Raw genomic sequence first — 20,752 nt, forward strand, 5'->3', positions numbered from 1 at the left:
TGCGGGTATCAGGTGTAACTATGTAAGTTTTGGACTATTTAAATGAAAACTTTTACTGCTAAACCAGAAAGCGTTCAACGTGACTGGTACGTTGTTGATGCGGCTGGTAAGACTCTGGGACGTATCTCAACTGAAATCGCTGCGCGCTTGCGTGGAAAACACAAGCCTGAGTTTACTCCACACGTAGACACCGGTGATTACATCATCGTGGTCAATGCGGACAAAGTGGTTGTCACTGGCAACAAAGCCAAAGACAAAATGTACTACTCGCACAGTGGTTTCCCTGGTGGCATCAAAGAAATTAACTTTGAAAAGCTGCTGGCGAAAAAACCTGAAATGGTGTTGGAAAAAGCCATCAAAGGTATGTTGCCAAAAGGTCCATTGGGCCGTGCTATGTTCCGTAAGTTAAAAGTGTATGCCGGCGCCGAGCATCAGCATGCTGCTCAGCAACCGCAAGTTTTAGACATCTAATCGGAGCATCCCATGGCACAGAATCAATACTATGGAACTGGTCGTCGTAAAAGCTCAACGGCCCGTGTATTTTTAAAAGCCGGCTCAGGCAACATCGTGATCAACAAGCGCTCTATCACTGAGTACTTTGGTCGTGAAACTGCCCGCATGGTGGTGATGCAACCACTGGAGCTGGTTGATATGGTTGGCAAATTTGACATGCATATCACCGTCAAAGGCGGCGGTATCAGCGGTCAGGCCGGCGCTATCCGTCACGGCATTACCCGTGCCTTGATGGAATTTGACGAAACACTGCGTCCAGAGCTGCGTAAAGCTGGCTTCGTGACCCGTGACGCTCGTCAGGTTGAACGGAAGAAAGTGGGTCTGCGTAAAGCACGTAAACGTCCACAGTACTCCAAGCGTTAAGCTGTATTTACACCAAAGAACCCGGCCTTGTGTCGGGTTTTTTATTGCGATTCAGCGGCGGTTAATCCTTGTGTAAAGCGTGGCTTTTCATTATGATCGTCGATATTTATTCATTTATAATAATTTGCTGGTAAACAGCCGCTTAAACCAAGTTGTGATTAAGCGTTAATGTGGAGATGAGTGGATGAGCAACGCGCCTGTAGATCATGGCCGACGCCGCTTCCTGACCATTGCAACATCGGTCGTGGGCGGAGTAGGGGCCATTGGAGCCGCTGTTCCCTTTATTGCGTCCTGGAGCCCGAGTGAACGGGCTCGCCAGGCTGGTGCTGCAGTAACTGTAGATGTCAGCAAAATGGAAGAAGGACAGCTGATACGGGTAGAGTGGCGTGGAAAACCGGTCTGGATTGTAAAACGTACCCAGGAAATGATTGATTCGCTGCCGGATCATGAAAACCGTCTACGTGATCCTGAATCGAAAGAGCCACAGCAGCCGCATTATGCTCAGAACCGTCACCGCTCGGTGCGTCCTGAGTTTTTTGTTGCCGTTGGTATCTGTACCCACTTTGGTTGTTCACCGACTTACCTGCCGAATGAGTTTGCCGCTCAGGCCGAGGGTGTTCGTTCTGGCTTCTTCTGTCCTTGCCATGGTTCGCGTTTCGATATCGCGGGTCGGGTATTCCAGAATGTCCCTGCGCCAACCAACTTAGAAGTTCCTCCGTATATGTATACCGATGAATTCGTCATTATGATCGGTGAAGACGAGGAGACGGCCTGATGAAAAATCTGATGAACTGGATTGAGTACCGTCTGCCGGTTGTGGAAAAAATGAAAATCCACATGACGCAGTATCCGGCACCAAAAAACTTCAACTTTTGGTACTTTTTTGGCTCCTTGGCCATCGTAGTACTGGTAAACCAAATCCTGACCGGTATTTGGCTGACCATGAATTACGAGCCTTCCGCTGAAGGTGCGTTTCGCTCCATTGAATACATCATGCGGGATGTCGAGTACGGCTGGTTGCTGCGTTACATGCACTCCACCGGCGCTTCGGCCTTCTTTGTGGTGGTCTACCTGCATATGCTGCGCGGCATGATGTATGGCTCTTATCAAAAACCACGGGAGCTGCTGTGGATCTTTGGTATGCTGATTTATCTGGTGCTGATGGCTGAAGCTTTTATGGGCTACATGCTGCCATGGGGTCAGATGTCGTTCTGGGGTGCTCAGGTCATTATCTCGATTTTCGGTGTTATTCCCTTTATTGGTGATGATTTAACGCTGTGGATCCGTGGTGACTACGTTATTTCCGGTGCCACCCTAAACCGTTTCTTTGCACTGCATGTGATTGCGCTGCCGTTGGTGTTGGTCATTCTGGTGTTCCTGCACATCATGGCATTGCATGAAGTGGGTTCTAACAACCCGGATGGTATCGAGACCAAACGCGATAACGATGGCACTGTGCCGGCGGATGCGGTTAGCAAGTTCGAGTTCCACGACAACTTCACCAAGGGTGGCAAGAAAGTCATTATCGACTCGATCCCGTTCCATCCTTACTACACGGTGAAAGATCTGGTTGGTTTGGCCGGCTTCTTGTTCCTGTTCGCCTACGTGATTTTCTTTATGCCTGAAGGCGGTGGCTACTTCCTGGAAGCACCAAACTTTGAGCTGGCCAACCCGATGAAAACACCTGAGCATATTGCTCCGGTCTGGTACTTCACACCTTTCTACGCCATTTTACGTGCTGTTCCTAACCCGTTATTTGGTGCTGTGGCGATGTTTGCTGCCATTTTGGCGTTAGCACTGTTGCCATGGATTGATCGCGGCAAAGTGCGTTCAGTACGCTACCGTTGTGGTTTGCACAAACTGAACTTGGTGAACTTCTGCATCAGCTTTGTGGCACTGGGTATTCTGGGTGTGTTGCCGGCAACACCACTCTATACCATCTTGTCACAGCTGTTCTCATTCACTTACTTCGGTTTCTTTATTTTGCTGTGGTTCTACAGTAAGAATGAAAACACCAAGCCATTGCCAGAGAGGTTGACCTGATGTTGAAGCATATTATTTCTGCAGCGGCCTTGCTGGTATCTTCCATCGCATTGGCTGCCGGTCCGAATATTCCACTGGAAAAAGCTCCGGTTGATATTCGCGATACCGAGTCGTTACAGCGTGGCTTTATGTTGTATCAGAACTATTGTCTGGCCTGCCACCAGATGCAGTATCAGCGCTATGCCCGCAGCTTCCGTGATTTGAATATTCCGGAAGAGCTGGGCATGGAAAACCTGATGTTTACCGGCACTCGGGTTGGCGATCACATCACCAATACCATGGATCCGGCCGATGCGGCTGAGTGGTTTGGCGATGCGATCCCGGATTTAACCAATGTAGCGCGGGTTCGCGGTCCAAACTGGATTTATACCTACCTGAAGTCTTTCTACAAAGACGAGAGCCGTCCTTTTGGGGTCGACAACGATGTGTTTCCAATGGTTGGTATGCCACATGTATTGCAAGAGCTGCAGGGTGTGCCATACAAAGCTTATGAAACCCGTCTGGTCGATGGCCAGGAAACTCAGGTCTATGTCGGTATTCGTACCGACGGCTCGGGTGAGATGAGCGAAGAAGAATACGATCGTGCGGTTGCGGATCTGGTGAACTATCTGGTGTATACTGGTGAGCCCTATCGGCTGGAGTCGGAGCGCCTGGGGATCAAAGTATTGATCTTCCTGGCTATCTTCTTCGTGTTAGCTTACCTGCTGAAGAAAGAATACTGGAAAGATGTTGACTAAGCATCTGATTCCAAAAAGTATTTGATTACAGGGGCCTGATGGCCCCTTTGCTGTTTATTGTAAACCGGAGGAATGCATGGCGATTTCAGCCAATAAACGCCCTGTGATGACATTGTTTTCTGCTGCCGATGATATGTACAGTCATCAGGTGCGTATTGTACTGGCAGAAAAAGGCGTCAGTGTTGATATTCTCCAGGTCACTCAGGATAACTTGCCTGAGGAGCTGTATGAAGTGAACCCTTATGGCAGCTTGCCGACCCTGTTGGATCGTGAACTGTCACTGTATCAGGCACAAATTATCATCGAGTACCTGGACGAGCGCTTTCCACATCCACCTCTGATGCCGGTTTATCCGGTGGCACGTGGTCAGGCACGCCTGATGATGTATCGCATCGAAAAAGACTGGTATGCGCTGGCCGAGCGTATTTTACGCCACGACGACGATGCGGAGCAGGCGCGACAGGATCTGACGGAAGGATTGCTGGCAGTTGCACCTTTGTTCGATGAGGCTCCCTTCTTTATGAGTGAGGAGTTTGGCCTGGTCGACTGTTACATGGCAGCGTTGCTGTGGCGTTTACCGAAACTGGGTATCGAGCTGTCCGGCCCTGGTAGTAAGACGCTGATGAATTATATGGGACGTTTGTTTGATCGGGATTCATTCCTGGCGTCGCTGACGGATGCAGAGCGTGAATACCGGCGCGTGAAAGGGGTCTGAGATGACGCCGAATCGTCCTTACCTGCTTCGGGCATTTTATGAGTGGATTGTGGATAACGACTGTACCCCATACCTGGTGGTGGATGCAGCCTACCCAAAGACCAAGGTCCCGCAGCAGTTTGTACAGAACGGCCAAATCGTATTGAACCTGGCGCCGTCGGCGGTCGCTCAAATGCAGATGGGCAATGAGGTGATCAGCTGCAGTGCGCGCTTTGGTGGCCATCCATTTGCACTTTATATCCCGGTTAAAGCTGTGCTAGCGATTTATGCCAAAGAAAATGGTGCTGGCACGGTCTTTACCTTGGACGAAGACGAAGACTTTCCGGATGAACAGGACACTGACCTGGCACCTGAGCCTGAGACTTCACCTCCCGTCACGCAGAAAAAGGCGAAGGCCAGTCATCTTAAGGTGATCAAGTAAGTCAGAATGAAAAATGCAGCTTGGGCTGCATTTTTTTATCGTGCAGGCTGTGGACTGGCTAGTTGGCAGAATGCCTGCAGCAACGGATCGGATACACGTTTAGCCAAATAGCATATGCCCAGATCAAATGGTTCAAACTGGTAGTGGCTGTCGAGCAGGCGGACCCTGTCGACTACCGGACTATGTTGCACTACCACATCCGCCAGTACGGCAACACCACTACCAAGTGCTACCATACTAGCCATGGCCTCATGTCCATCAACCATGGCCACAATATTAGGGCGGAACCCCTCGGAGTGGAGCCACTTCTCAAAGCGTTCGGCGGCAGGGCCATGTGCAGGAGCGATCAGCGGTACTTCGGACCAGGGAATTGGATTCATACCAAGCAGATCATTCACCTTACAGGCAATACTTGGTGCAGCCAGCGATACAGGCAGTTTGGCGATACTATGAAAAAGCATACTGGAAGGCAGATGCTCAGGTCTGGCCGCAAGCGCAATATCGACTTCATCCTGCTTTAACCGCTCAAGCGCCGATGCAGCATCGCCTGTGGTCAGTTGAATATCAGCTTTAGGGCAGAGTACACGGAATTTATCAAGAATGGCCGGTAGATGGCTGTAACTTGCTGTCACGGTGCAAAATAAACGGATACAGCCTTGCAGTTCTGCCTCGCCGCTTGATAGATCCGCCTGAAGTTGATGCCATGCATCCAGATACTGCCGCACAAAGGCCAGCACCGTTTTCCCTTCACGGGTCAGTTCAACTGAGCGGGTATCCCGCAGAAACAACTGAACACCCAGTTCCTGCTCCAGTCGTTGGATAGCACGACTCAGAGTGGACGGGCTGACAAACATCTGCTCACTGGTGCGGGCAAAGTTCAGGCTAGCTGCCAGGTGCATAAATAATTGGGCTTGCTTGATGTCCATGCTATTTCATAATCTGCAATACAGAATTGTAAATATATCACTTCACGCAACTAAAGTGCCAGCATAGAATGGCCTCATTAACGCAGCAGCTTAGGCTGCCAGAGCCAGAGTGGCTGGCCAGCGTACCAGAATTTTGAGACAAACTATGAGCAACTATTTTAACAGCCTGAATTTGCGGCAACAGCTGAAACAGCTGAAACAGTGTCGTTTTATGGATCGCAGCGAGTTTGCCGATGGCTGCAATGCGATTAAAGACTGGAACATTGTCATTGTCGGTTGCGGTGCTCAGGGCCTGAACCAGGGCTTGAACATGCGCGACTCCGGTCTGAATATCAGCTATGCCCTGCGTGAAGAGGCCATTCGTGAACAGCGTGCTTCCTATCAGAAAGCGACCAGCAATGGCTTCAAGGTTGGCACCTATCAGGAGCTGATCCCAGCGGCGGATTTGGTACTGAACTTAACCCCAGATAAACAGCACAGTGCAGTAGTCGATGCTGTCATGCCATTAATGAAACAAGGCGCTACGCTGGCGTATTCGCATGGTTTTAATATTGTCGAAGAAGGCAAACAAATTCGCCCTGATTTAACGGTGATCATGGTGGCTCCTAAGTGCCCTGGTACTGAAGTTCGTGAAGAGTATAAGCGCGGTTTTGGTGTGCCGACACTGATTGCTGTTCATCCGGAGAATGATCCTAAAGGACAGGGCCTGAGCATTGCTAAAGCCTATGCAGCGGCCACAGGTGGTGACCGTGCCGGGGTATTGCACTCGTCTTTTATTGCCGAAGTGAAATCGGATCTGATGGGTGAGCAAACCATTTTGTGTGGCATGCTGCAAACCGGCTCCATTTTGGCGTTTGACCGTATGGTTGCCGATGGTATCGAGCCAGGCTTTGCCGGCAAGCTGATCCAGCAAGGCTGGGAAGTGATCACCGAAGCACTGAAGCATGGTGGTATCAGTCACATGATGGATCGGCTGTCCAATCCAGCCAAAGTGAAAGCGTACCGCTTGGCCGAGCAGTTAAAGCAGCAATTGCGCCCACTGTTTGAGCAGCATATGGATGACATCATCAGTGGTGAGTTCTCCAGCACCATGATGGCTGACTGGGCCAATGATGATGCCAATTTACTGCGCTGGCGCGAAGAAACCCGCCAGTCCGGCTTTGAGCAAGCCCCGGTGTCGGATGAGCACATTGCTGAGCAGAGCTATTTTGACCGCGGCATCCTGCTGGTTGCTATGGTGAAGGCCGGTGTTGAGCTGGCGTTCGAAACCATGGTAGATGCCGGCATTATTGCAGAATCGGCTTATTACGAGTCCTTGCATGAAACGCCATTGATTGCCAATACCATTGCTCGTAAGCGCTTGTACGAAATGAATGTGGTGATTTCGGATACCGCAGAGTATGGCAACTATCTATTTGCCAACGCTGCTATCCCACTGCTGCGTGACACGGTGAATAGCTTGCCTGCCGAGCTGATCGGTAAAGGATTGGCGGCACCGCAGGTTGGCGTAGATAACCTGGAGCTGATTGCTATCAATGAGGCAATCCGTAATCATCCGGTTGAAGTGGTAGGTAAAACATTACGCGGTTATATGACCGCAATGAAGAAAATTGTCGCGGCTGAGCAATAATTAGCTTTCATCCTGAAACGGCATCCTTGCCGTTTCGTGGAGCCGCCAACGAATGATGTGGTCAACGGTGAGTTGCACAGCGCCAGAAGCGCAGCAACTACCGGACCAATAACGATGTTATACGTGGACCTTGGTTGTTTGCCCTGCTTTGCAGGGCCTTTTTTTTACCAATGCAGCCACGCTGTGTTTCGGGCAGAGCCTTGCGCTTTATGCAGCCAATAACTCAGTTTGAGCGCGCGCACCAACCAGCCTTGACGGAAATAGCCAAGTAGCAGGTCAGGCAAGGGCATCGAAATAGATGCTTTAAGGGCGGCGAGGTTTTGTTGCAGCTGTTGGTTTGGAGCCTCTTGGCTGGCCGTGGTTGCTTTGCAGGCGCCAATAAAGTTACGACTACAAAAATAGCTGATGTAAAAGTTGGTGCGAGCCTGCCGATGGGGCAACACCTGCTGCAGACTGCTTTCAAAGCCAAGCAGCGCTTCTGCCAGATCTATGGCTTTCTTTCGCTGCATCGCAGGTGCCTTATTGGATAAAATGCTGCCAGGGCGCTGACGGTACTGCACCCAGGTACTGGGCTGGTAGTAATAGCTGGCTGCGTTTAAGGCCAATTTAGGGCTCACATGAATGTCTTCGAAATAACGGCCAACGGGGAAGAGTAAGCCTTGCTGCCAAAGGCTGCGCTTGGAAATCTTAGACCAGATATGCATCTGCCCGGCAGCGAAGAGACCAGTGATCAGTACTTCTTTATCGCTGCAGAGCTGCTGTTTCGGGCCATGAAAGCTACTGCGGTGATGTTCGCCGCGCAGGTAATGCTTCAAAGAGCGTTTGTTTCGTAGCAGCTCAAAGTCGCAGAGCACCAAATCAGGAGCCTGTACCTTGATGATGGACTCCAGCTCGGAAATTGCACCGGTATTCATCACATCATCAGAGTCAAAGAACCACAGGTAGCGGCCGTTGGCATGGTGCAATAGTGTGTTGCGGGCGGCGCTAAGGCCTTGGTTGTGCTCGTGCCGGTAAATTTTTATCTGGTTCGGATAAGCTTGCTGCCAGCTATGCATAATGGCATAGCCATGATCCGGAGAGGCATCGTCTAAAAGTAGCACTTCACAGCCGCTATCTAATTGCGGCATGATGGAAGCAAGGCATTCGTGTAAGTAGTCAGCGACTTGAAAGGCTGGGATCAAAATACTTAACCAAGGCGTCATCTGTGCAGCTCCAGGGAGAATGAAAAGCAAATGTTACAGAGTCCGCTTGTAAATAACTGTAATGAAGTGTCATTAAGTTAACTATTTGCTGATAATTTATGCGAAAAGAGGTGAAAATGAAAACAATTGCACTGGTGGCACACGATGGTAAGAAACAGGATTTGCTGGACTGGGTGAAAACGCATGCTGATTTTTTTGCCGATAAAGCACTTTATGCCACTGGCACCACAGGCTCCCTTTTAGCTGAAGTGCTGGGTAAAAGCGTGCATTGCTTTGCCAGCGGTCCGCTGGGCGGTGATCAACAAATTGGTGCTTTAATTGCTGAGCAACAAGTTGATTGGCTGGTATTTTTCTGGGATCCACTGAGCTCGCAGCCACACGATCCGGATGTAAAGGCCTTGATCCGTCTGGCGGTGGTTTGGAATATCCCGGTGGCCTGCAACAGGGCCACCGCAGATTTTATTGTGCATTCAACCTTGTTGCAGCAGGACTATCAGCGAGAGGTGCCGGACTTTAAAGCGTACCAAAACCGTTTTAAACCAAAGGACTAAGGTTTATCCTGTTTATCCTGTAAGTGCTCTGGGCTACGTAGAACATGAGTCTCTTCATCGTAGCGGCCATGCAGTTCGTCTTTGATGGTTTTGTCCCACAGGGGCACACCAATAAAGTAGCCAGCTCGGCCAATAGCATGTGCCGCAATCGGCGATGTTAGGGTGGTAAAGGCCATCACTGCCAGTGCTTTTAAGGTGACACCGCTATCAACAAAAAACAGCATCACGCCACACATGATAAGACCTGCTCCCAGTACACCCGACTTGGTGGTGGCATGCATGCGGGTTAGCAAATCAGGCATACGGAATACACCTAAAGATGCTACCAGCATAAAGAAGCTACCTGCTGCAATGAAAAAGGCAGCCAGAATATCAATGATCATCGCGGTGACTCCCTTTTTCTAAATAGCGGGCAAAACCAATGGCAGCCAGAAAGGCGGTCAGCGCCAGTACCATGGCGACATCGATAAAGGCGTCGCGGCCGGTACGAATAGCGTAAAGACCAATCAAGCCAACCGTCATCGAGGCAATCAGCTCCAGCGCCACCACTCGGTCGGGCAGGGTCGGCCCTTTAAATAAACGCCAAAGGGCCAGAAAAATGGCTACGCTCAGCACAGCAAAGCATAGCCAGAGTGTATAATCGAGTACTGGATTCATCGCATCACCCGCAGAATTTTAGTTTCCATTCGTTTTAGCTCATTCATCACATCTTCTTCATTATGCAGATACATAACGTGCACATAGAGTACCTTTCGATCAGAAGAAACATCCAGGCTGAGTGAGCCTGGCGTCAACGAAATCGCATTGGCCAGCATGGTGATTTCCAGGTCAGACTCTGCCCGCAGCGGCATGGCAATCACACCAGGTTTCATCAGGTGAATCGGTGTGAGTACATCGTAGGCGACTTTCAGGTTCGCCATGATCAGCTCTTTGGTAAAGAACACCACAAAGCTGAACATTCGAGGAACCCGCAGGCGGTACTGGCGAACATCAGGATGCTGACGAAACACCAACACCAGCACCAGGTAGCCGATAAAGAAACCAATCACCAGGCCGCCGGCATTCATGGTGTCGGTCAGTGCAGCCCAAATCAGGGCTAAAACCAGGTTTGAAAGCAATACATTCATGGTGTTGTGCCTCCCAATACGGCTTCAATATAGCCCGCCGGGTTGAGCAGCTGCGCTGCCGCCATTTCGGCCATCTGGTAAATCGGCTGGGCAAACAGACCTATGCACACCGTCATGGCTGCCAGCAAACCAATCGTCCAGTACAATAGAGCATTCCTGGTTGGTGCTGGGACCGCTGGGTTGGGTTCTGGCGAGGCTTTCCAGAAAGCTTCATTCCAGATTTTAATCATGGAGAACAGTGTCAGCAGACCAACCAGCAACGCAATGCCTACTGCCCACCAGGCGCCAGCCTCAACACCAGCTTTGATCAGAATAAACTTGGCAAAGAAACCAGATAAAGGCGGCACACCAGCCAGTGATAACGCAGGGATCAGGAACAACACGGCCAAGCCAGGATGATTACGGTACAAGCCACCGAGTTTTTTCAGCTCAAAGCTGCCACCCAAGCGATACATCAAACCGGCCACCAGGAACAAATTGGCTTTCACAATGATGTGGTGCATGATGTAAAAGACACCACCGATCAATGCCAGCGGGGTAAAGAGGGCCAGGCCCAGAATCATGTAACCAATCTGGCTGATGATATGAAAGCTTAAAATCCGTCGCACTTCAAACTGAGCGGCTGCACCCAGTACACCGGTCAACATGGTGAAAATGGCAATCCACAGCAAAATTTCATGGGTAAAGCCAGTATCAGCGGTAAAGATCAGCGTGAATACCCGGTACAGCGCATAGACACCCACCTTGGTTAGCAAGCCGGCAAAAATAGCCGACACCGCCACCTGCGGCGTGTGATAAGAAGCCGGTAACCAGAAAAACAGCGGGAACGCAGCTGCTTTGATAGCAAAAGCGATCAGGAACAGGCTGGCGATCACCGTCACCATCTTCTGATCTTCCAGGCTGGCCATTTTCACGGCGATATCGGCCATATTCAGAGTGCCCACCAAGCCATAAGTCAGGCCGATGGCGGTGAGGAATAAGGCGGAAGAGAGCAGGTTGAGTGTGACGTACTTGATGGCCCCTTCCATCTGTGCCCGCTCGCCACCTAAGATCAACAGGGCAAAGGATGCAACCAGCAAGACTTCAAACCAGACATAGAGGTTAAAAATATCGCCGGTTAAGAAAGCGCCGTTCACGCCGGCCAACAGCAAGTGCAGCAGCGGGTAATAACCAAAACGTTCAAAGCGCTTGCGCACCGTCTTTAAGCTATACAGCGCCGTTGCAAAGCCAGTGATCGAAGCCAACACCACCATAATGGCGCCCAGCATATCGGATACCAGCACGATACCAAAAGGCGCAGGCCAGGAGCCAACTTCCAACACCTGAATGCCTACTTCGCGGGTATGCAGCAATAACCAGACTGAGCAAATCAGCAGCAGAGCCGTACCAATGGCGCCTAACCAACGCTGTGCGCTGTGGTTACTCAGGACCGTCAGCGAAAGGGCACCAAGCAGTAACGGAATTATAATCGGGAGTGCAACCAATACTTCCAGATCCATCAATCGGTTCCTTTCATTTCGTTCATGTCATCGGTCTGCACTACTTCGCAAGCCCGGTGGATCAACACCACGGCAAAAGCGAGTACACCAAAGCCAATCACAATGGAGGTCAGAATGACCGCTTGCGCCAAAGGATCCGCCGCCGGGCCTTCAATCAGCAGTTCCCCTTTTGGGATAAGAGGCGGAATGCCTCTGTCCATGCCTGCTACGGTAAAGATCAACAGGTTGGCGGCATTGGAAAGTAAAATCAATCCAATCACCAACTTAACCACAGAGCGACGCAGCATCATGTAGATGGCAGCCGCATAGAAGGTGCCAATTAAAATGGCCATTAAGGTTGTCATGAGTGTTCTGCCTCCGCCAGAGTGAAAACGACCGTCAGCACGGTGCCGATCACGCCGAGAAAGACACCAATATCGAACAGCAAGGGCGTGCTGAGCTTTAACTCACCAAAAATCGGTAAGTCCAGACTCCACCACTGAGCGGTAAAGAAAGACTCCCCGACAAACAAAGGTGGTAAGGAAGCTACAGCCGCCAGCACCAGGCCAATACCGACCAACTGCAATGGGTGGACCCGCAACATATCACGGGCGGCTTTGTAATCTTCTGCAAACAACTTTAAAGCGACCGCTGCGGCAGCAACCAGACCGCCGATAAAGCCACCTCCTGGCTCATCATGGCCGCGCAGCAGTAGGAAGAGTGAAAACAACACCAGCAAGGGCAGTAGCAGCGAGCTACCGGTATTCAAAATTAAGGAGCGCATGTTAAAGCGACGTGGTTTCATCATTCTTCTCCCTTGCTAGCTGCAGCACTTGCTTCTGCTTCAGCTTTCGCGTCGGCTTTGGCTTTGTCTTTTTGCGAGCGGCGCAAATTAAAAGCAGCCCGACGATCCGAGTTAGTGACCGGTAAGGCCCCGGTGCGTAAATGGATCATGGCGTAGACACCGATGGCCACCAGCGCCAGAACGAAAACCTCACCGAGCGTATCAAGCGCTCGGAAATCTACCAGAATCACATTGACCACATTGCGGCCATGGCCCAGTGGCCCACTGTTCTGCAGGAAGTACTCAGAAATGCCTTCCAACTGACGGGCACCGGTGATCACCAGGATCAGAATGGTCATCAACAAACCGGTCATGCCGGCGATAATGGCATCGCGGATCCGGTTGGCAGTAGACGACAGGCTACGGAACTCCGGCAGCCGGTACAGCACCAGTACCAGCAACAGCACGGTGATGGTTTCTACCAATACCTGGGTGATGCCGACATCGATGGCACTGAAGAACACATAAAGCAGTGCCACACCAAAACCCAAAGCTCCCAACATGGCCACTGCTGCCAGGAAAGAGCGCACTAGCACAGCGATCAGCGCCGAGAAAATAAGCAGCACAGCAATGGCAACCTCATGTACCCGCATGTCTTGGAAGCTGATGTTCAACTCCAGTTGGTTGACCCGTAATAAGGCCCAGCCCACAACAATAATCACGGTACCAAGGGTGGTGATCAGGTAGTTACGCAGATAGCCGTTTTGCAGCGTATTAGTCTGCCAGGCGGCAAACTGTGTCATGCCGAGCATCAGACGCTCATACACCACTTCCGGTCCGATTTTTTCAGCACTGTGCATAAAGTTGGTCAACTGACGCCAGCCACCCCAGACTTTAAACAGCAACAAGCCCAGCAGCAGGCTGCTCAGACTGAGCATCAGTGGTAGGTTGATACCGTGCCAGAGCGCCAGGTACAGCTCAATCGGCTGACCATAGACAGCGCCAGCGGCTGCTGCCAACAGGCCCTTATCGGCAATAAAAGGCATCAGGCCAAACAGCAATCCCAAAGTAGCCAGTACCGCCGGTCCAATCAATAAAGCAATATCCGGGTCGTGCGGCTTTTTCGGGGTGTCAACCACGGCACCAAACCAGGGCTTTAGCGCAACGATGGCTGCGACCAGAACCACCAGGATATTGGCAATCACCGTAGCGATGGTCAGGCCAATGTGCCAGTTGGAAGCACTAAGTACCGCTTCTAGCAGCAATTCTTTACCAACAAAGCCAAACAGCGGAATAATGCCTGCTAAGGAGAGGGAGGCCAGTACCGCCACTACCGTGGTTTTTGGCATGCTGTGGCGTAAGCCGCCAGCCTGGGTAAAGTCTTTGACTCCGGCGGAGTGATCCAGAATGCCAGCCACCATAAAGAGCGCTCCTTTGTAGAGCGCATGAGCCAGTAAGAAGGTCACTGCGGCTAATGCAGCCGTTTCGGTGCCCAGGCCCAGCAACATGGTTAGTGTACCCAGGGCCATCACAGTGGAGTAGGCCAGCACTTTTTTGACGCCAGTAGCGCGACTGGCGAGGAAAATGCCGGTCAACATGGTTAAAGCACCGAACAGAGTCAGCATCAGCAGCCAGGTATCAGTACCGCCAAGGCCAGGATTGAGCCTGGCCAGCAGGTACACCCCGGCTTTCACCATGGTGGCGGAGTGCAGATAAGCCGATACCGGTGTGGGCGCTGCCATGGCGTTGGGCAGCCAGAAATGAAACGGTGCCTGGGCCGACTTGGTAAAAGCGCCGAGCAATATCAGCAGCAACATGGGTAGATAAAGCGCATGCTCGGTCAAGCCATCGCTATACAGGATGGTGCTGAGCTCATAACTGCCTGCGGCCATGCCCAGCATAATAAAGCCGGTCATCAGCGCCAGGCCACCCATCACAGTGATCATTAACCCCTGATGGGCTTTTTTACGGGCGTCTTCCTGCTCATGGTTAAAGCCAATCAGCATAAAGGAGGTGACTGTGGTCAGCTCCCAAAATACAAACAAACTGATCAGGTTATCGGATAACACCACACCCAGCATGGACCCCATAAAGCCAAGCAGAAAGACGAAAAAGCGACCCAAGTCCTTGTGTTTTTCCAGGTAGCGACCACCGTAGGCCAGGATAAAGAAGCCAATGCCGGTGATCAGCAGGGCAAAGAGTAAGGATAGGCCATCAACCAGAAAGCTCAGTTGAATACCCATGCCAGGAAACCAGGCGTAAGCAAATTGCAGGCTGTGGCCCTGACTTACCAGCGGCAACATGCTGGCAAAATAGGCAAACAGGGAGGCCGGCAAAAGTGCCAGTAACCAACCGCTATGGCGGCCACCCAGCCGATGCAGCCAGGGGGCAAAACAGGCTAAAATAAAGCATGACAGCACGGCTATCAGCATCATGTGTCGCTCCTTATAACAGGCACACAGTGTATAACGAATTGTATTATGGCTTAATTTCTATGGGCTTGCTAGCTATGCCAGTTCAGTGCACAGCAGTTCTCGGTGGATGGATAATCCTGATATCTCCAGCCGAACAGTATTTATTGTTTTATGCAATACGAGACGTATACTGCCGGTTTACGTTGCTGCTTGGAACCCATTCGATAGGATTTTATTATGGCTGAACACTCTGCGGCACCAAAAGTACGGGTTTTACACTTTGTAACCGGAGGTTTTTCCGGTGGGGCAACCCAGGTTGCTGTGTCTTTGGTGAAGGCTGCTCAGGAAGGACCGGATGTAGAGCCTTTGCTGGTGCTCCGGAAAAAGATGCGTACTGATCCTCGCCGGGTTCAGGAGTTGATCGACCAAGGACTGCCTGTTGCGACGGTGCCAGGCGTATCGCATTTGATTTCCATTCTGGCCCTGGTCAAGCTGTGTAAGGCGTTTAAACCAGATGTTCTGGTTGCTCATGGTTTTAGTGAGCATCTTTGGGGCCGTTATGCTGGTCTTATTGCCAAGGTACCGCATCTTGTGCATGTCGAGCACAACACCAAAGAGCGCTATACCACCTGGCGTTTAATGCAATCCCGTTGGCTGGCCAAGCGCACCGATGCGATTGTTGGGTGCTCCGAAGGGGTAAAGCAATCATTACTTGGCATGCAATTACCTGCAGAGAAGATCATTGCCATACCGAATGGCATTCAATTGGAACCTTTTGCACAAGCAGCACAGCAGCCTTATGCGGACAGGGCTGCACAGATCGTCATGGTTTCCCGTTTTGCCAAGCAAAAAGATCATGCCACCTTATTGCAGGCCCTTGCTTTGTTAAAGCACCGAGGGCTCACGCCACAACTGATGCTGGCTGGTAAAGGCAAGGCTCGATACATAGAGCCACTAAAGCGTTTGTGTCAGCAGCTGGGTATTGAGGAGCAGGTTCGCTTTCTTGGTTTATGCCGAACGGTTCCACAGCTACTGATGTCCAGCAAAATTGCGGTGCTGAGTACTCACTATGAAGGGATGCCGCTCTCACTATTGGAGGGAATGGCCGCTGGCTGTGCTGTTATTGGTAGTAAGGTTCCTGGTGTGCAGGAAGTGATTGAGCATGGTACAACGGGCATATTAGCAGAGCATGCAAATCCGATCGCCTTGGCTGATGCATTGCAAGAACTATTGGAAAAGGAAAGCTTTGCCCAGCAATTGGCGAGCAACGCTATGCAAGTGGCCTGGCAAGAGTTTTCAAAACAACGTATGAACGAACGCTACAATGCACTGTTCATCAAGCTGGTTGAAAGGGATAAGTTCTAAAACAATATTGAGAATAGTTCTCATTAGGTTTATACTTGCCGCCATTGTTTGTGCTGTCAGTGTATTCAGAACGGAGCTCCCTATGCGTCTTGTTTCGATGGTGTTGTGTTGCAGTGCCTTGTTGTCGCTTGCCAGCCAGAGTGCGGCGGTGTTCAGTGCTGAAGTGAATGTCTACTCAGCCCGCCAGGAAGAGCTGATTAAGCCTGTGCTGGATGAATTCAGCGCCAGCACGGGGATCCGGGTCAATCTGATTACCGGCAATGCCGATGAGTTGATCACCCGTATTGCCAGTGAAGGGCGCAATAGCCCAGCCGATTTATTAATTACCACCGATGTCGGTCGTTTGTACCGTGCCAAGCAACAGCAATTGTTGCAGCCTCAACGCTCTGAGCTGCTGCAGCAAGCGATCCCGGCCCACTTGCGCGATGAAGCCGGCTACTGGTTTGGTTTAACCGTGCGGGCTCGGCCGGTGATGTATGCTGCCGATCGTTTAAGTGAAGCCGATAAAGCGGAGCTTGCAGACTTAACGGCAGAGCGCTGGCGCGGCAGGATTTGCGTGCGCAGCTCGGGTCATATTTACAACCAGTCGATGGTGGCCGCTAAACTGGCGCATGATGGTACTGCGGCGACCGAACAATGGGTGCGTGGCTTGGTACAGAACCTGGCCCGCCCTCCGCGTGGTGGCGATCGCGACCAAATTCGGGCCCTGGCTGCTGGCGTCTGCGATCTGGCGATTGCCAATACCTATTATCTGGCCGGGATGATGAATGATCCGCGCGATCAACAAGCTGCCGCCAGCATTGCGGTGTACTGGCCAGAGCAAGACAGTAGAGGTGCTCACATTAATATTTCTGGCGCAGGCGTCGCTGTGCATGCCCCTAATCCTGCTGCTGCACTGCAATTGCTTGAGTTTATGCTGAGTGACAGCTCGCAGCAATGGTATGCCGAAGCCAACCATGAATACCCGGTGCGTCCTGGCGTTGCCTACAGCGAGACCTTGCAATCCTATGGTGACTTCAAAGCCGATACCTTGCCACTGGAGCGTTTGGGTGAGTTGAATGCCGAAGCTTTGCGTTTAATGGATCGTGCCCGTTGGCGCTAGTGCCTATCTCGAACAGAGGGCCTAAGTGCGAGCAGTATTGAACCCGATGAAGTGGCGACTTGACCCCTGGCGCTGGCTGGTATTGCTACCGGCCAGCGTGCTTGCTGTGCCGGTACTGGTAATTTTGCTCAGCTTGCTGCAACCACAATGGGACGTCTGGGCGCATTTGCGCCAAACTGTGCTCTGGTTGTATATCAGCAACTCGCTGTTACTGGCTTTTGGCGTGGGTTTTGGTGCACTTATGTTGGGTACGGGCAGTGCCTGGCTGGTGTCGCAATACGAGTTCCCCTGCCGTCGCTTGTTGGAGTGGATGCTGCTATTACCACTGGCTATCCCCGCTTACATTATTGCCTATACCTACACTGGGTTGCTGGACTTTGCCGGCCCGGTGCAAACGCATTTACGCGACTGGTTTGGTTGGCGTTATGGCGATTACTGGTTTCCCGAAATCCGCTCGCTGGCTGGCGCCATCCTGATGCTGTCATTGGTGTTGTACCCCTATGTGTATATGTTGGCGCGTAATGGTTTTCGTGAGCAGGCTGCCTCGTTGCAGGAGGCCAGTCGTACCTTAGGCCTGACCACCCGGCAGCACTTTTGGCAGGTGGCTTTGCCCTTGGCCCGGCCGGCCATTTTAACCGGGACAGCTCTGGCAATGATGGAAGCCTTTGCCGATTACGGCACCGTGCAGTACTTTGGCGTCGATACCTTTACCACCGGCATTTTCCGTACCTGGTTTGGCCTCAATAACAGCCTGGCTGCGGCTCAGTTGGCGGCTATGCTGACCAGTTTTGTACTGTTTTTATTGGTGTTAGAACAATGGTCTCGTCGCAAAATTCGCTATTATCATCAAGGGCAAAAAGACAGCAGGGCTCCGCGTAAAGAGCTAAGAGGGGGGCGAGGACTGATGGTGCTGGCGCTTTGTTTGCTGCCATTGCTGTTTGGCTTTGTGGTGCCTGCGGCGCAATTAAGCTGGTGGGCCTGGGCCACCTGGCAGCAGACCCTGGATGAGCGCTTTATGCAGTTGGTGTGGAATAGCTTTTCGTTGGCGGCCTTGGCAGCTTTGTTGGCGGTGCTGCTGGCGGTGATATTTGCCTATGCCCGACGCTTGCGTCGCGACTGGCTAGTGCTGGTGCCTGTCCGGCTGGCGGCACTGGGGTACGCTATTCCTGGTACTGTGATTGCCATTGGGGTGATGCTACCGCTGGCATTTTTGGATCGTCATATCGACTTGCTGGCAGAGCAATGGTTTGGCGTACGAACTGGCTTACTGTTTTCCGGCACCTTGTTTGCTTTGCTGCTGGCTTACAGCGTCCGGTTTTTGGCGGTTTCGCTGCACAGCGTCGAAGCCGGCTTGCAGCGCATCCGGCCCAATATGGATCAAGCGGCCCGCTCGCTTGGTTGCTCACCGCGGCAGGTGCTATGGCGGGTGCATGTGCCCTTGTTGCGTGGTAGTGTATTAACGGCGTTGTTGCTGGTGTTTGTCGATGTGCTCAAGGAGCTGCCAGCCACCTTGATCCTGCGGCCTTTTAATTTCAACACGCTGGCTGTACGGACTTTTGAGCTGGCCTCGGATGAGCGGCTGGCCGATGCTTCTTTGTCGGCACTGGCCATTGTCCTGGTTGGGTTATTGCCTGTGATTATTCTGGCCCGCTCGATGGAGCGGGTCCACTAAAGCGGACCAAAGATGCTGGTACTGGAACAACTTGCGGTGGCCTATGGCCCCCATACCGTAGTGAAAGACATCAATCTGTCGTTATCGAAAGGCCAAATCGGTTGTCTGGTTGGTCCGTCTGGCTGTGGCAAAACCACCTTGCTGCGTGCCATTGCTGGTTTTGAACCGGTCGCCAGTGGCAAAATTAGTTTAGCGCAGGGTGTGGTCAGTGCACCCGGTGTGCAGTGCCCACCTGAACAGCGGCAACTGGGCATGGTGTTTCAGGATTTTGCTTTATTTCCGCATTTAACGGTAGCGCAGAATATTGGCTTTGGCTTAAAGCATTTAAGCCGAAGTGATAGCCAGGCGCGCATTCGTGAGTTATTGCAACTGGTTGGCTTGCCCGACTTAGCCGGGCGCTACATTCACCAGCTTTCCGGTGGTCAGCAGCAACGTATCGCGCTGGCCCGGGCTATTGCACCTAAGCCTGAAGTCTTGTTGTTGGATGAGCCCTTCTCCAGCCTGGATGCAGACCTGCGTGAGTCGCTGGCGCGGGATATCCGCCAAATCTTAAAGCACGAACAGATGACGGCCGTGATGGTGACGCACGATCAATTCGAAGCCTTTACCATGGCGGATTTGATTGGTGTGATGGAACATGGCCGGATGCAGCAGTGGGCCACACCTTATGAGTTGTACCATAAGCCGGTGAATCGCTTTGTGGCCGACTTTATTGGCCGGGGGGTGCTGCTGGCTGGCCAGATGCTGGATGCGCAGCAGGTGAAAACCTCTTTTGGCATCTTTCGCCAAAGCTATCAGCCAGGCTTGCAGCAGGGTGATTTGGTTGATGTGTTGATTCGGCCAGATGATATTGTGCACGATGATGACAGTGGCGTTACTGCCAAGGTGCTGGAGAAATCCTTCCGCGGCTCGCATATTCTGTACAGCCTGGAGCTGCAAAGTGGTGATCAGGTCTACTGTCTGGCTTTGAGTCATCACAACCATGCAGTTGGCGAAATGATTGGCATCCGGCTCGATTTGGATCACATGGTGGTGTACCCACGGCTGGCATCCGCCAGCCAGGCGTTGGCTCAATAAAAACTAAAGGCCTGTTCCAGCTCTACAATTTGATGTTGCAGGCCAGCTAGTTGGTACTCCAGTTGGGTGCGGGTTCGCAGCAGTTCTGCCTGTTGTTGGCGGTGCTGACTGATTTCCCGATAGAGTTGCTGGCGCCCTTCCGGAGTGTGCCCATCGCCAAACATCAGCGCTTCTTTTTCTGTGATAGTCTGTGCCAGCTGTTGATGGTCACGTTCATTTTGTGCCAGGCTGCGTTCGGTCTGCTGTGCTTGTTGCTCCAGCAGGAAAATTCGTCTGCCAGCATCAAAACCCAGTAAAAAGTCGACTTCGGCCTCACCCTGACAAACGCCCTGATAGCTCTGGCCTTTGCGGCCAAACTCATAGCCATTGCTGGTTCGGCAAAAAAGCTGCAAACCTTGTCGATGACCACGCTGATAAAGGGCCAGATCAGGGACAATTTGGTGCTTAGCACAGTCCTGGCGGTAGGTATCGATGCGCGCTGGCGAGCGACCTTGAACGCCATCGGCATACCCTAGCGTCTGCCAGTCGGCTTGCAGACACTCATCTTTGCTTAAAGTGGCGCAGCCAGACAGCAACAGCCCGGTAAAGAACACAGCAACTAAGCGCATGGTTTTCTCTGACATTGAATTTTG

At 51.8% G+C, this 20,752-nt stretch carries 23 protein-coding genes; 13 read left to right on the plus strand and 10 right to left on the minus strand.

The features are described from left to right. The first annotated feature begins 42 nt into the window (after positions 1-42). From rplM to JJU14_RS08180, 7 genes are all read left to right on the plus strand, one after another. Positions 43-471, plus strand: coding sequence for a 50S ribosomal protein L13 (gene rplM / locus JJU14_RS08150; RefSeq protein WP_228612410.1), 429 nt, complete (start codon positions 43-45; stop codon positions 469-471). A 12-nt stretch (positions 472-483) separates the two neighbouring features. After that, a complete protein-coding gene (gene rpsI / locus JJU14_RS08155; RefSeq protein ID WP_091339226.1) occupies positions 484-876 on the plus strand; it encodes a 30S ribosomal protein S9 in 393 nt (130 codons plus the stop codon). Between the two features lie 184 nt (positions 877-1,060). Continuing rightward, complete coding sequence (gene petA / locus JJU14_RS08160; RefSeq protein WP_228612412.1) at positions 1,061-1,651, plus strand: ubiquinol-cytochrome c reductase iron-sulfur subunit; 591 nt, start codon at positions 1,061-1,063, stop codon at positions 1,649-1,651. Next, positions 1,651-2,919: a cytochrome bc complex cytochrome b subunit gene (locus tag JJU14_RS08165; protein WP_228612414.1), complete on the plus strand. Its 1,269-nt coding sequence runs from the start codon at positions 1,651-1,653 to the stop codon at positions 2,917-2,919. Before petA ends, JJU14_RS08165 begins: the two co-directional genes overlap by 1 nt. Beyond that, positions 2,919-3,656, plus strand: coding sequence for a cytochrome c1 (locus JJU14_RS08170; protein WP_228612416.1), 738 nt, complete (start codon positions 2,919-2,921; stop codon positions 3,654-3,656). Before JJU14_RS08165 ends, JJU14_RS08170 begins: the two co-directional genes overlap by 1 nt. Positions 3,657-3,732: 76 nt before the next feature. Further along, positions 3,733-4,371 (plus strand): stringent starvation protein SspA, encoded by a 639-nt coding sequence (gene sspA / locus JJU14_RS08175; RefSeq protein ID WP_091339217.1) that lies wholly within the window; start codon positions 3,733-3,735, stop codon positions 4,369-4,371. A gap of 1 nt (position 4,372) precedes the next feature. Then, positions 4,373-4,792 (plus strand): ClpXP protease specificity-enhancing factor, encoded by a 420-nt coding sequence (locus tag JJU14_RS08180; protein ID WP_228612418.1) that lies wholly within the window; start codon positions 4,373-4,375, stop codon positions 4,790-4,792. A gap of 35 nt (positions 4,793-4,827) precedes the next feature. Here the strand turns inward: JJU14_RS08180 and ilvY are convergent, their stop codons facing one another. Then, positions 4,828-5,718, minus strand: coding sequence for an HTH-type transcriptional activator IlvY (ilvY, locus tag JJU14_RS08185; protein ID WP_228612420.1), 891 nt, complete (start codon positions 5,716-5,718; stop codon positions 4,828-4,830). Between the two features lie 145 nt (positions 5,719-5,863). Here ilvY and ilvC point away from each other — a divergent pair, with 145 nt between their 5' ends. After that, the gene (gene ilvC, locus JJU14_RS08190; protein ID WP_228612421.1) at positions 5,864-7,348 is read left to right on the plus strand and encodes a ketol-acid reductoisomerase; all 1,485 of its coding nucleotides are present in this window, start codon (positions 5,864-5,866) and stop codon (positions 7,346-7,348) included. 164 nt (positions 7,349-7,512) lie between these two features. On the opposite strand, the gene JJU14_RS08195 is transcribed toward ilvC, so the two are convergent. Continuing rightward, complete coding sequence (locus tag JJU14_RS08195; protein WP_228612423.1) at positions 7,513-8,550, minus strand: glycosyltransferase family 2 protein; 1,038 nt, start codon at positions 8,548-8,550, stop codon at positions 7,513-7,515. Positions 8,551-8,666: 116 nt separating this feature from the next. Here JJU14_RS08195 and JJU14_RS08200 point away from each other — a divergent pair, with 116 nt between their 5' ends. After that, positions 8,667-9,101, plus strand: a complete 435-nt coding sequence (locus JJU14_RS08200; protein ID WP_228612425.1) for a methylglyoxal synthase — start codon at positions 8,667-8,669, stop codon at positions 9,099-9,101. Here the strand turns inward: JJU14_RS08200 and mnhG are convergent. From mnhG to JJU14_RS08235, 7 genes are read right to left on the minus strand one after another with little or no spacing between them, the layout of a single operon-like run. Beyond that, the gene (mnhG, locus tag JJU14_RS08205) at positions 9,098-9,484 is read right to left on the minus strand and encodes a monovalent cation/H(+) antiporter subunit G (RefSeq protein ID WP_228612427.1); all 387 of its coding nucleotides are present in this window, start codon (positions 9,482-9,484) and stop codon (positions 9,098-9,100) included. The genes JJU14_RS08200 and mnhG overlap by 4 nt on opposite strands. After that, positions 9,474-9,758 carry a cation:proton antiporter gene (locus tag JJU14_RS08210; RefSeq protein ID WP_091339198.1) on the minus strand — a complete coding sequence of 95 codons (285 nt, stop codon included), beginning with the start codon at positions 9,756-9,758 and terminating at the stop codon, positions 9,474-9,476. The genes mnhG and JJU14_RS08210 overlap by 11 nt, the downstream gene beginning before the upstream one ends. Then, the gene (locus JJU14_RS08215; protein ID WP_228612429.1) at positions 9,755-10,228 is read right to left on the minus strand and encodes a Na+/H+ antiporter subunit E; all 474 of its coding nucleotides are present in this window, start codon (positions 10,226-10,228) and stop codon (positions 9,755-9,757) included. The genes JJU14_RS08210 and JJU14_RS08215 overlap by 4 nt, the downstream gene beginning before the upstream one ends. Continuing rightward, a complete protein-coding gene (locus tag JJU14_RS08220) occupies positions 10,225-11,721 on the minus strand; it encodes a Na+/H+ antiporter subunit D (RefSeq protein WP_228612467.1) in 1,497 nt (498 codons plus the stop codon). Before JJU14_RS08220 ends, JJU14_RS08215 begins: the two co-directional genes overlap by 4 nt. Before the next feature lie 5 nt (positions 11,722-11,726). Next, positions 11,727-12,071 carry a Na+/H+ antiporter subunit C gene (locus JJU14_RS08225; protein ID WP_091339192.1) on the minus strand — a complete coding sequence of 115 codons (345 nt, stop codon included), beginning with the start codon at positions 12,069-12,071 and terminating at the stop codon, positions 11,727-11,729. Further along, positions 12,068-12,511 carry a Na+/H+ antiporter subunit B gene (locus JJU14_RS08230; RefSeq protein WP_091339189.1) on the minus strand — a complete coding sequence of 148 codons (444 nt, stop codon included), beginning with the start codon at positions 12,509-12,511 and terminating at the stop codon, positions 12,068-12,070. The genes JJU14_RS08225 and JJU14_RS08230 overlap by 4 nt, the downstream gene beginning before the upstream one ends. Next, the gene (locus tag JJU14_RS08235) at positions 12,511-14,922 is read right to left on the minus strand and encodes a putative monovalent cation/H+ antiporter subunit A (protein ID WP_228612469.1); all 2,412 of its coding nucleotides are present in this window, start codon (positions 14,920-14,922) and stop codon (positions 12,511-12,513) included. The genes JJU14_RS08230 and JJU14_RS08235 overlap by 1 nt, the downstream gene beginning before the upstream one ends. Before the next feature lie 219 nt (positions 14,923-15,141). Between JJU14_RS08235 and JJU14_RS08240 the strand changes: the two genes are divergently transcribed. The 4 genes from JJU14_RS08240 to JJU14_RS08255 all read left to right on the plus strand — a co-directional run bounded on the left by JJU14_RS08240 (position 15,142) and on the right by JJU14_RS08255 (position 20,120). Beyond that, positions 15,142-16,269, plus strand: a complete 1,128-nt coding sequence (locus tag JJU14_RS08240) for a glycosyltransferase (RefSeq protein WP_228612431.1) — start codon at positions 15,142-15,144, stop codon at positions 16,267-16,269. A gap of 82 nt (positions 16,270-16,351) precedes the next feature. After that, on the plus strand, positions 16,352-17,371 hold the full coding sequence (locus JJU14_RS08245) for a Fe(3+) ABC transporter substrate-binding protein (RefSeq protein ID WP_228612433.1): 1,020 nt from the start codon (positions 16,352-16,354) through the stop codon (positions 17,369-17,371). 46 nt (positions 17,372-17,417) lie between these two features. After that, on the plus strand, positions 17,418-19,043 hold the full coding sequence (locus JJU14_RS08250) for an iron ABC transporter permease (protein ID WP_228612436.1): 1,626 nt from the start codon (positions 17,418-17,420) through the stop codon (positions 19,041-19,043). A gap of 12 nt (positions 19,044-19,055) precedes the next feature. Continuing rightward, positions 19,056-20,120 carry an ABC transporter ATP-binding protein gene (locus JJU14_RS08255; protein WP_228612438.1) on the plus strand — a complete coding sequence of 355 codons (1,065 nt, stop codon included), beginning with the start codon at positions 19,056-19,058 and terminating at the stop codon, positions 20,118-20,120. On the opposite strand, the gene JJU14_RS08260 is transcribed toward JJU14_RS08255, so the two are convergent. Continuing rightward, complete coding sequence (locus tag JJU14_RS08260) at positions 20,114-20,743, minus strand: DUF2799 domain-containing protein (RefSeq protein ID WP_228612440.1); 630 nt, start codon at positions 20,741-20,743, stop codon at positions 20,114-20,116. The two genes, JJU14_RS08255 and JJU14_RS08260, sit on opposite strands and share 7 nt — an antisense overlap. Positions 20,744-20,752 lie beyond the last annotated feature (9 nt).

Origin of the sequence: Alkalimonas sp. (genome assembly GCF_020831925.1) — a bacterium.
Taxonomy (GTDB): domain Bacteria; phylum Pseudomonadota; class Gammaproteobacteria; order Enterobacterales; family Alteromonadaceae; genus Alkalimonas.

Bases quoted from the DNA above. Each gene is read 5' to 3' on its own strand.
- rplM (WP_228612410.1), top strand. From the start codon at position 43: ATGAAAACTTTTACTGCTAAACCAGAAAGCGTTCAACGTGACTGGTAC.
- rpsI (WP_091339226.1), top strand. From the start codon at position 484: ATGGCACAGAATCAATACTATGGAACTGGTCGTCGTAAAAGCTCAACG.
- petA (WP_228612412.1), top strand. From the start codon at position 1,061: ATGAGCAACGCGCCTGTAGATCATGGCCGACGCCGCTTCCTGACCATT.
- JJU14_RS08165 (WP_228612414.1), top strand. From the start codon at position 1,651: ATGAAAAATCTGATGAACTGGATTGAGTACCGTCTGCCGGTTGTGGAA.
- JJU14_RS08170 (WP_228612416.1), top strand. From the start codon at position 2,919: ATGTTGAAGCATATTATTTCTGCAGCGGCCTTGCTGGTATCTTCCATC.
- sspA (WP_091339217.1), top strand. From the start codon at position 3,733: ATGGCGATTTCAGCCAATAAACGCCCTGTGATGACATTGTTTTCTGCT.
- JJU14_RS08180 (WP_228612418.1), top strand. From the start codon at position 4,373: ATGACGCCGAATCGTCCTTACCTGCTTCGGGCATTTTATGAGTGGATT.
- ilvY (WP_228612420.1), bottom strand. From the start codon at position 5,718: ATGGACATCAAGCAAGCCCAATTATTTATGCACCTGGCAGCTAGCCTG.
- ilvC (WP_228612421.1), top strand. From the start codon at position 5,864: ATGAGCAACTATTTTAACAGCCTGAATTTGCGGCAACAGCTGAAACAG.
- JJU14_RS08195 (WP_228612423.1), bottom strand. From the start codon at position 8,550: ATGACGCCTTGGTTAAGTATTTTGATCCCAGCCTTTCAAGTCGCTGAC.
- JJU14_RS08200 (WP_228612425.1), top strand. From the start codon at position 8,667: ATGAAAACAATTGCACTGGTGGCACACGATGGTAAGAAACAGGATTTG.
- mnhG (WP_228612427.1), bottom strand. From the start codon at position 9,484: ATGATCATTGATATTCTGGCTGCCTTTTTCATTGCAGCAGGTAGCTTC.
- JJU14_RS08210 (WP_091339198.1), bottom strand. From the start codon at position 9,758: ATGAATCCAGTACTCGATTATACACTCTGGCTATGCTTTGCTGTGCTG.
- JJU14_RS08215 (WP_228612429.1), bottom strand. From the start codon at position 10,228: ATGAATGTATTGCTTTCAAACCTGGTTTTAGCCCTGATTTGGGCTGCA.
- JJU14_RS08225 (WP_091339192.1), bottom strand. From the start codon at position 12,071: ATGACAACCTTAATGGCCATTTTAATTGGCACCTTCTATGCGGCTGCC.
- JJU14_RS08230 (WP_091339189.1), bottom strand. From the start codon at position 12,511: ATGAAACCACGTCGCTTTAACATGCGCTCCTTAATTTTGAATACCGGT.
- JJU14_RS08235 (WP_228612469.1), bottom strand. From the start codon at position 14,922: ATGCTGATAGCCGTGCTGTCATGCTTTATTTTAGCCTGTTTTGCCCCC.
- JJU14_RS08240 (WP_228612431.1), top strand. From the start codon at position 15,142: ATGGCTGAACACTCTGCGGCACCAAAAGTACGGGTTTTACACTTTGTA.
- JJU14_RS08245 (WP_228612433.1), top strand. From the start codon at position 16,352: ATGCGTCTTGTTTCGATGGTGTTGTGTTGCAGTGCCTTGTTGTCGCTT.
- JJU14_RS08250 (WP_228612436.1), top strand. From the start codon at position 17,418: ATGAAGTGGCGACTTGACCCCTGGCGCTGGCTGGTATTGCTACCGGCC.
- JJU14_RS08255 (WP_228612438.1), top strand. From the start codon at position 19,056: ATGCTGGTACTGGAACAACTTGCGGTGGCCTATGGCCCCCATACCGTA.
- JJU14_RS08260 (WP_228612440.1), bottom strand. From the start codon at position 20,743: ATGTCAGAGAAAACCATGCGCTTAGTTGCTGTGTTCTTTACCGGGCTG.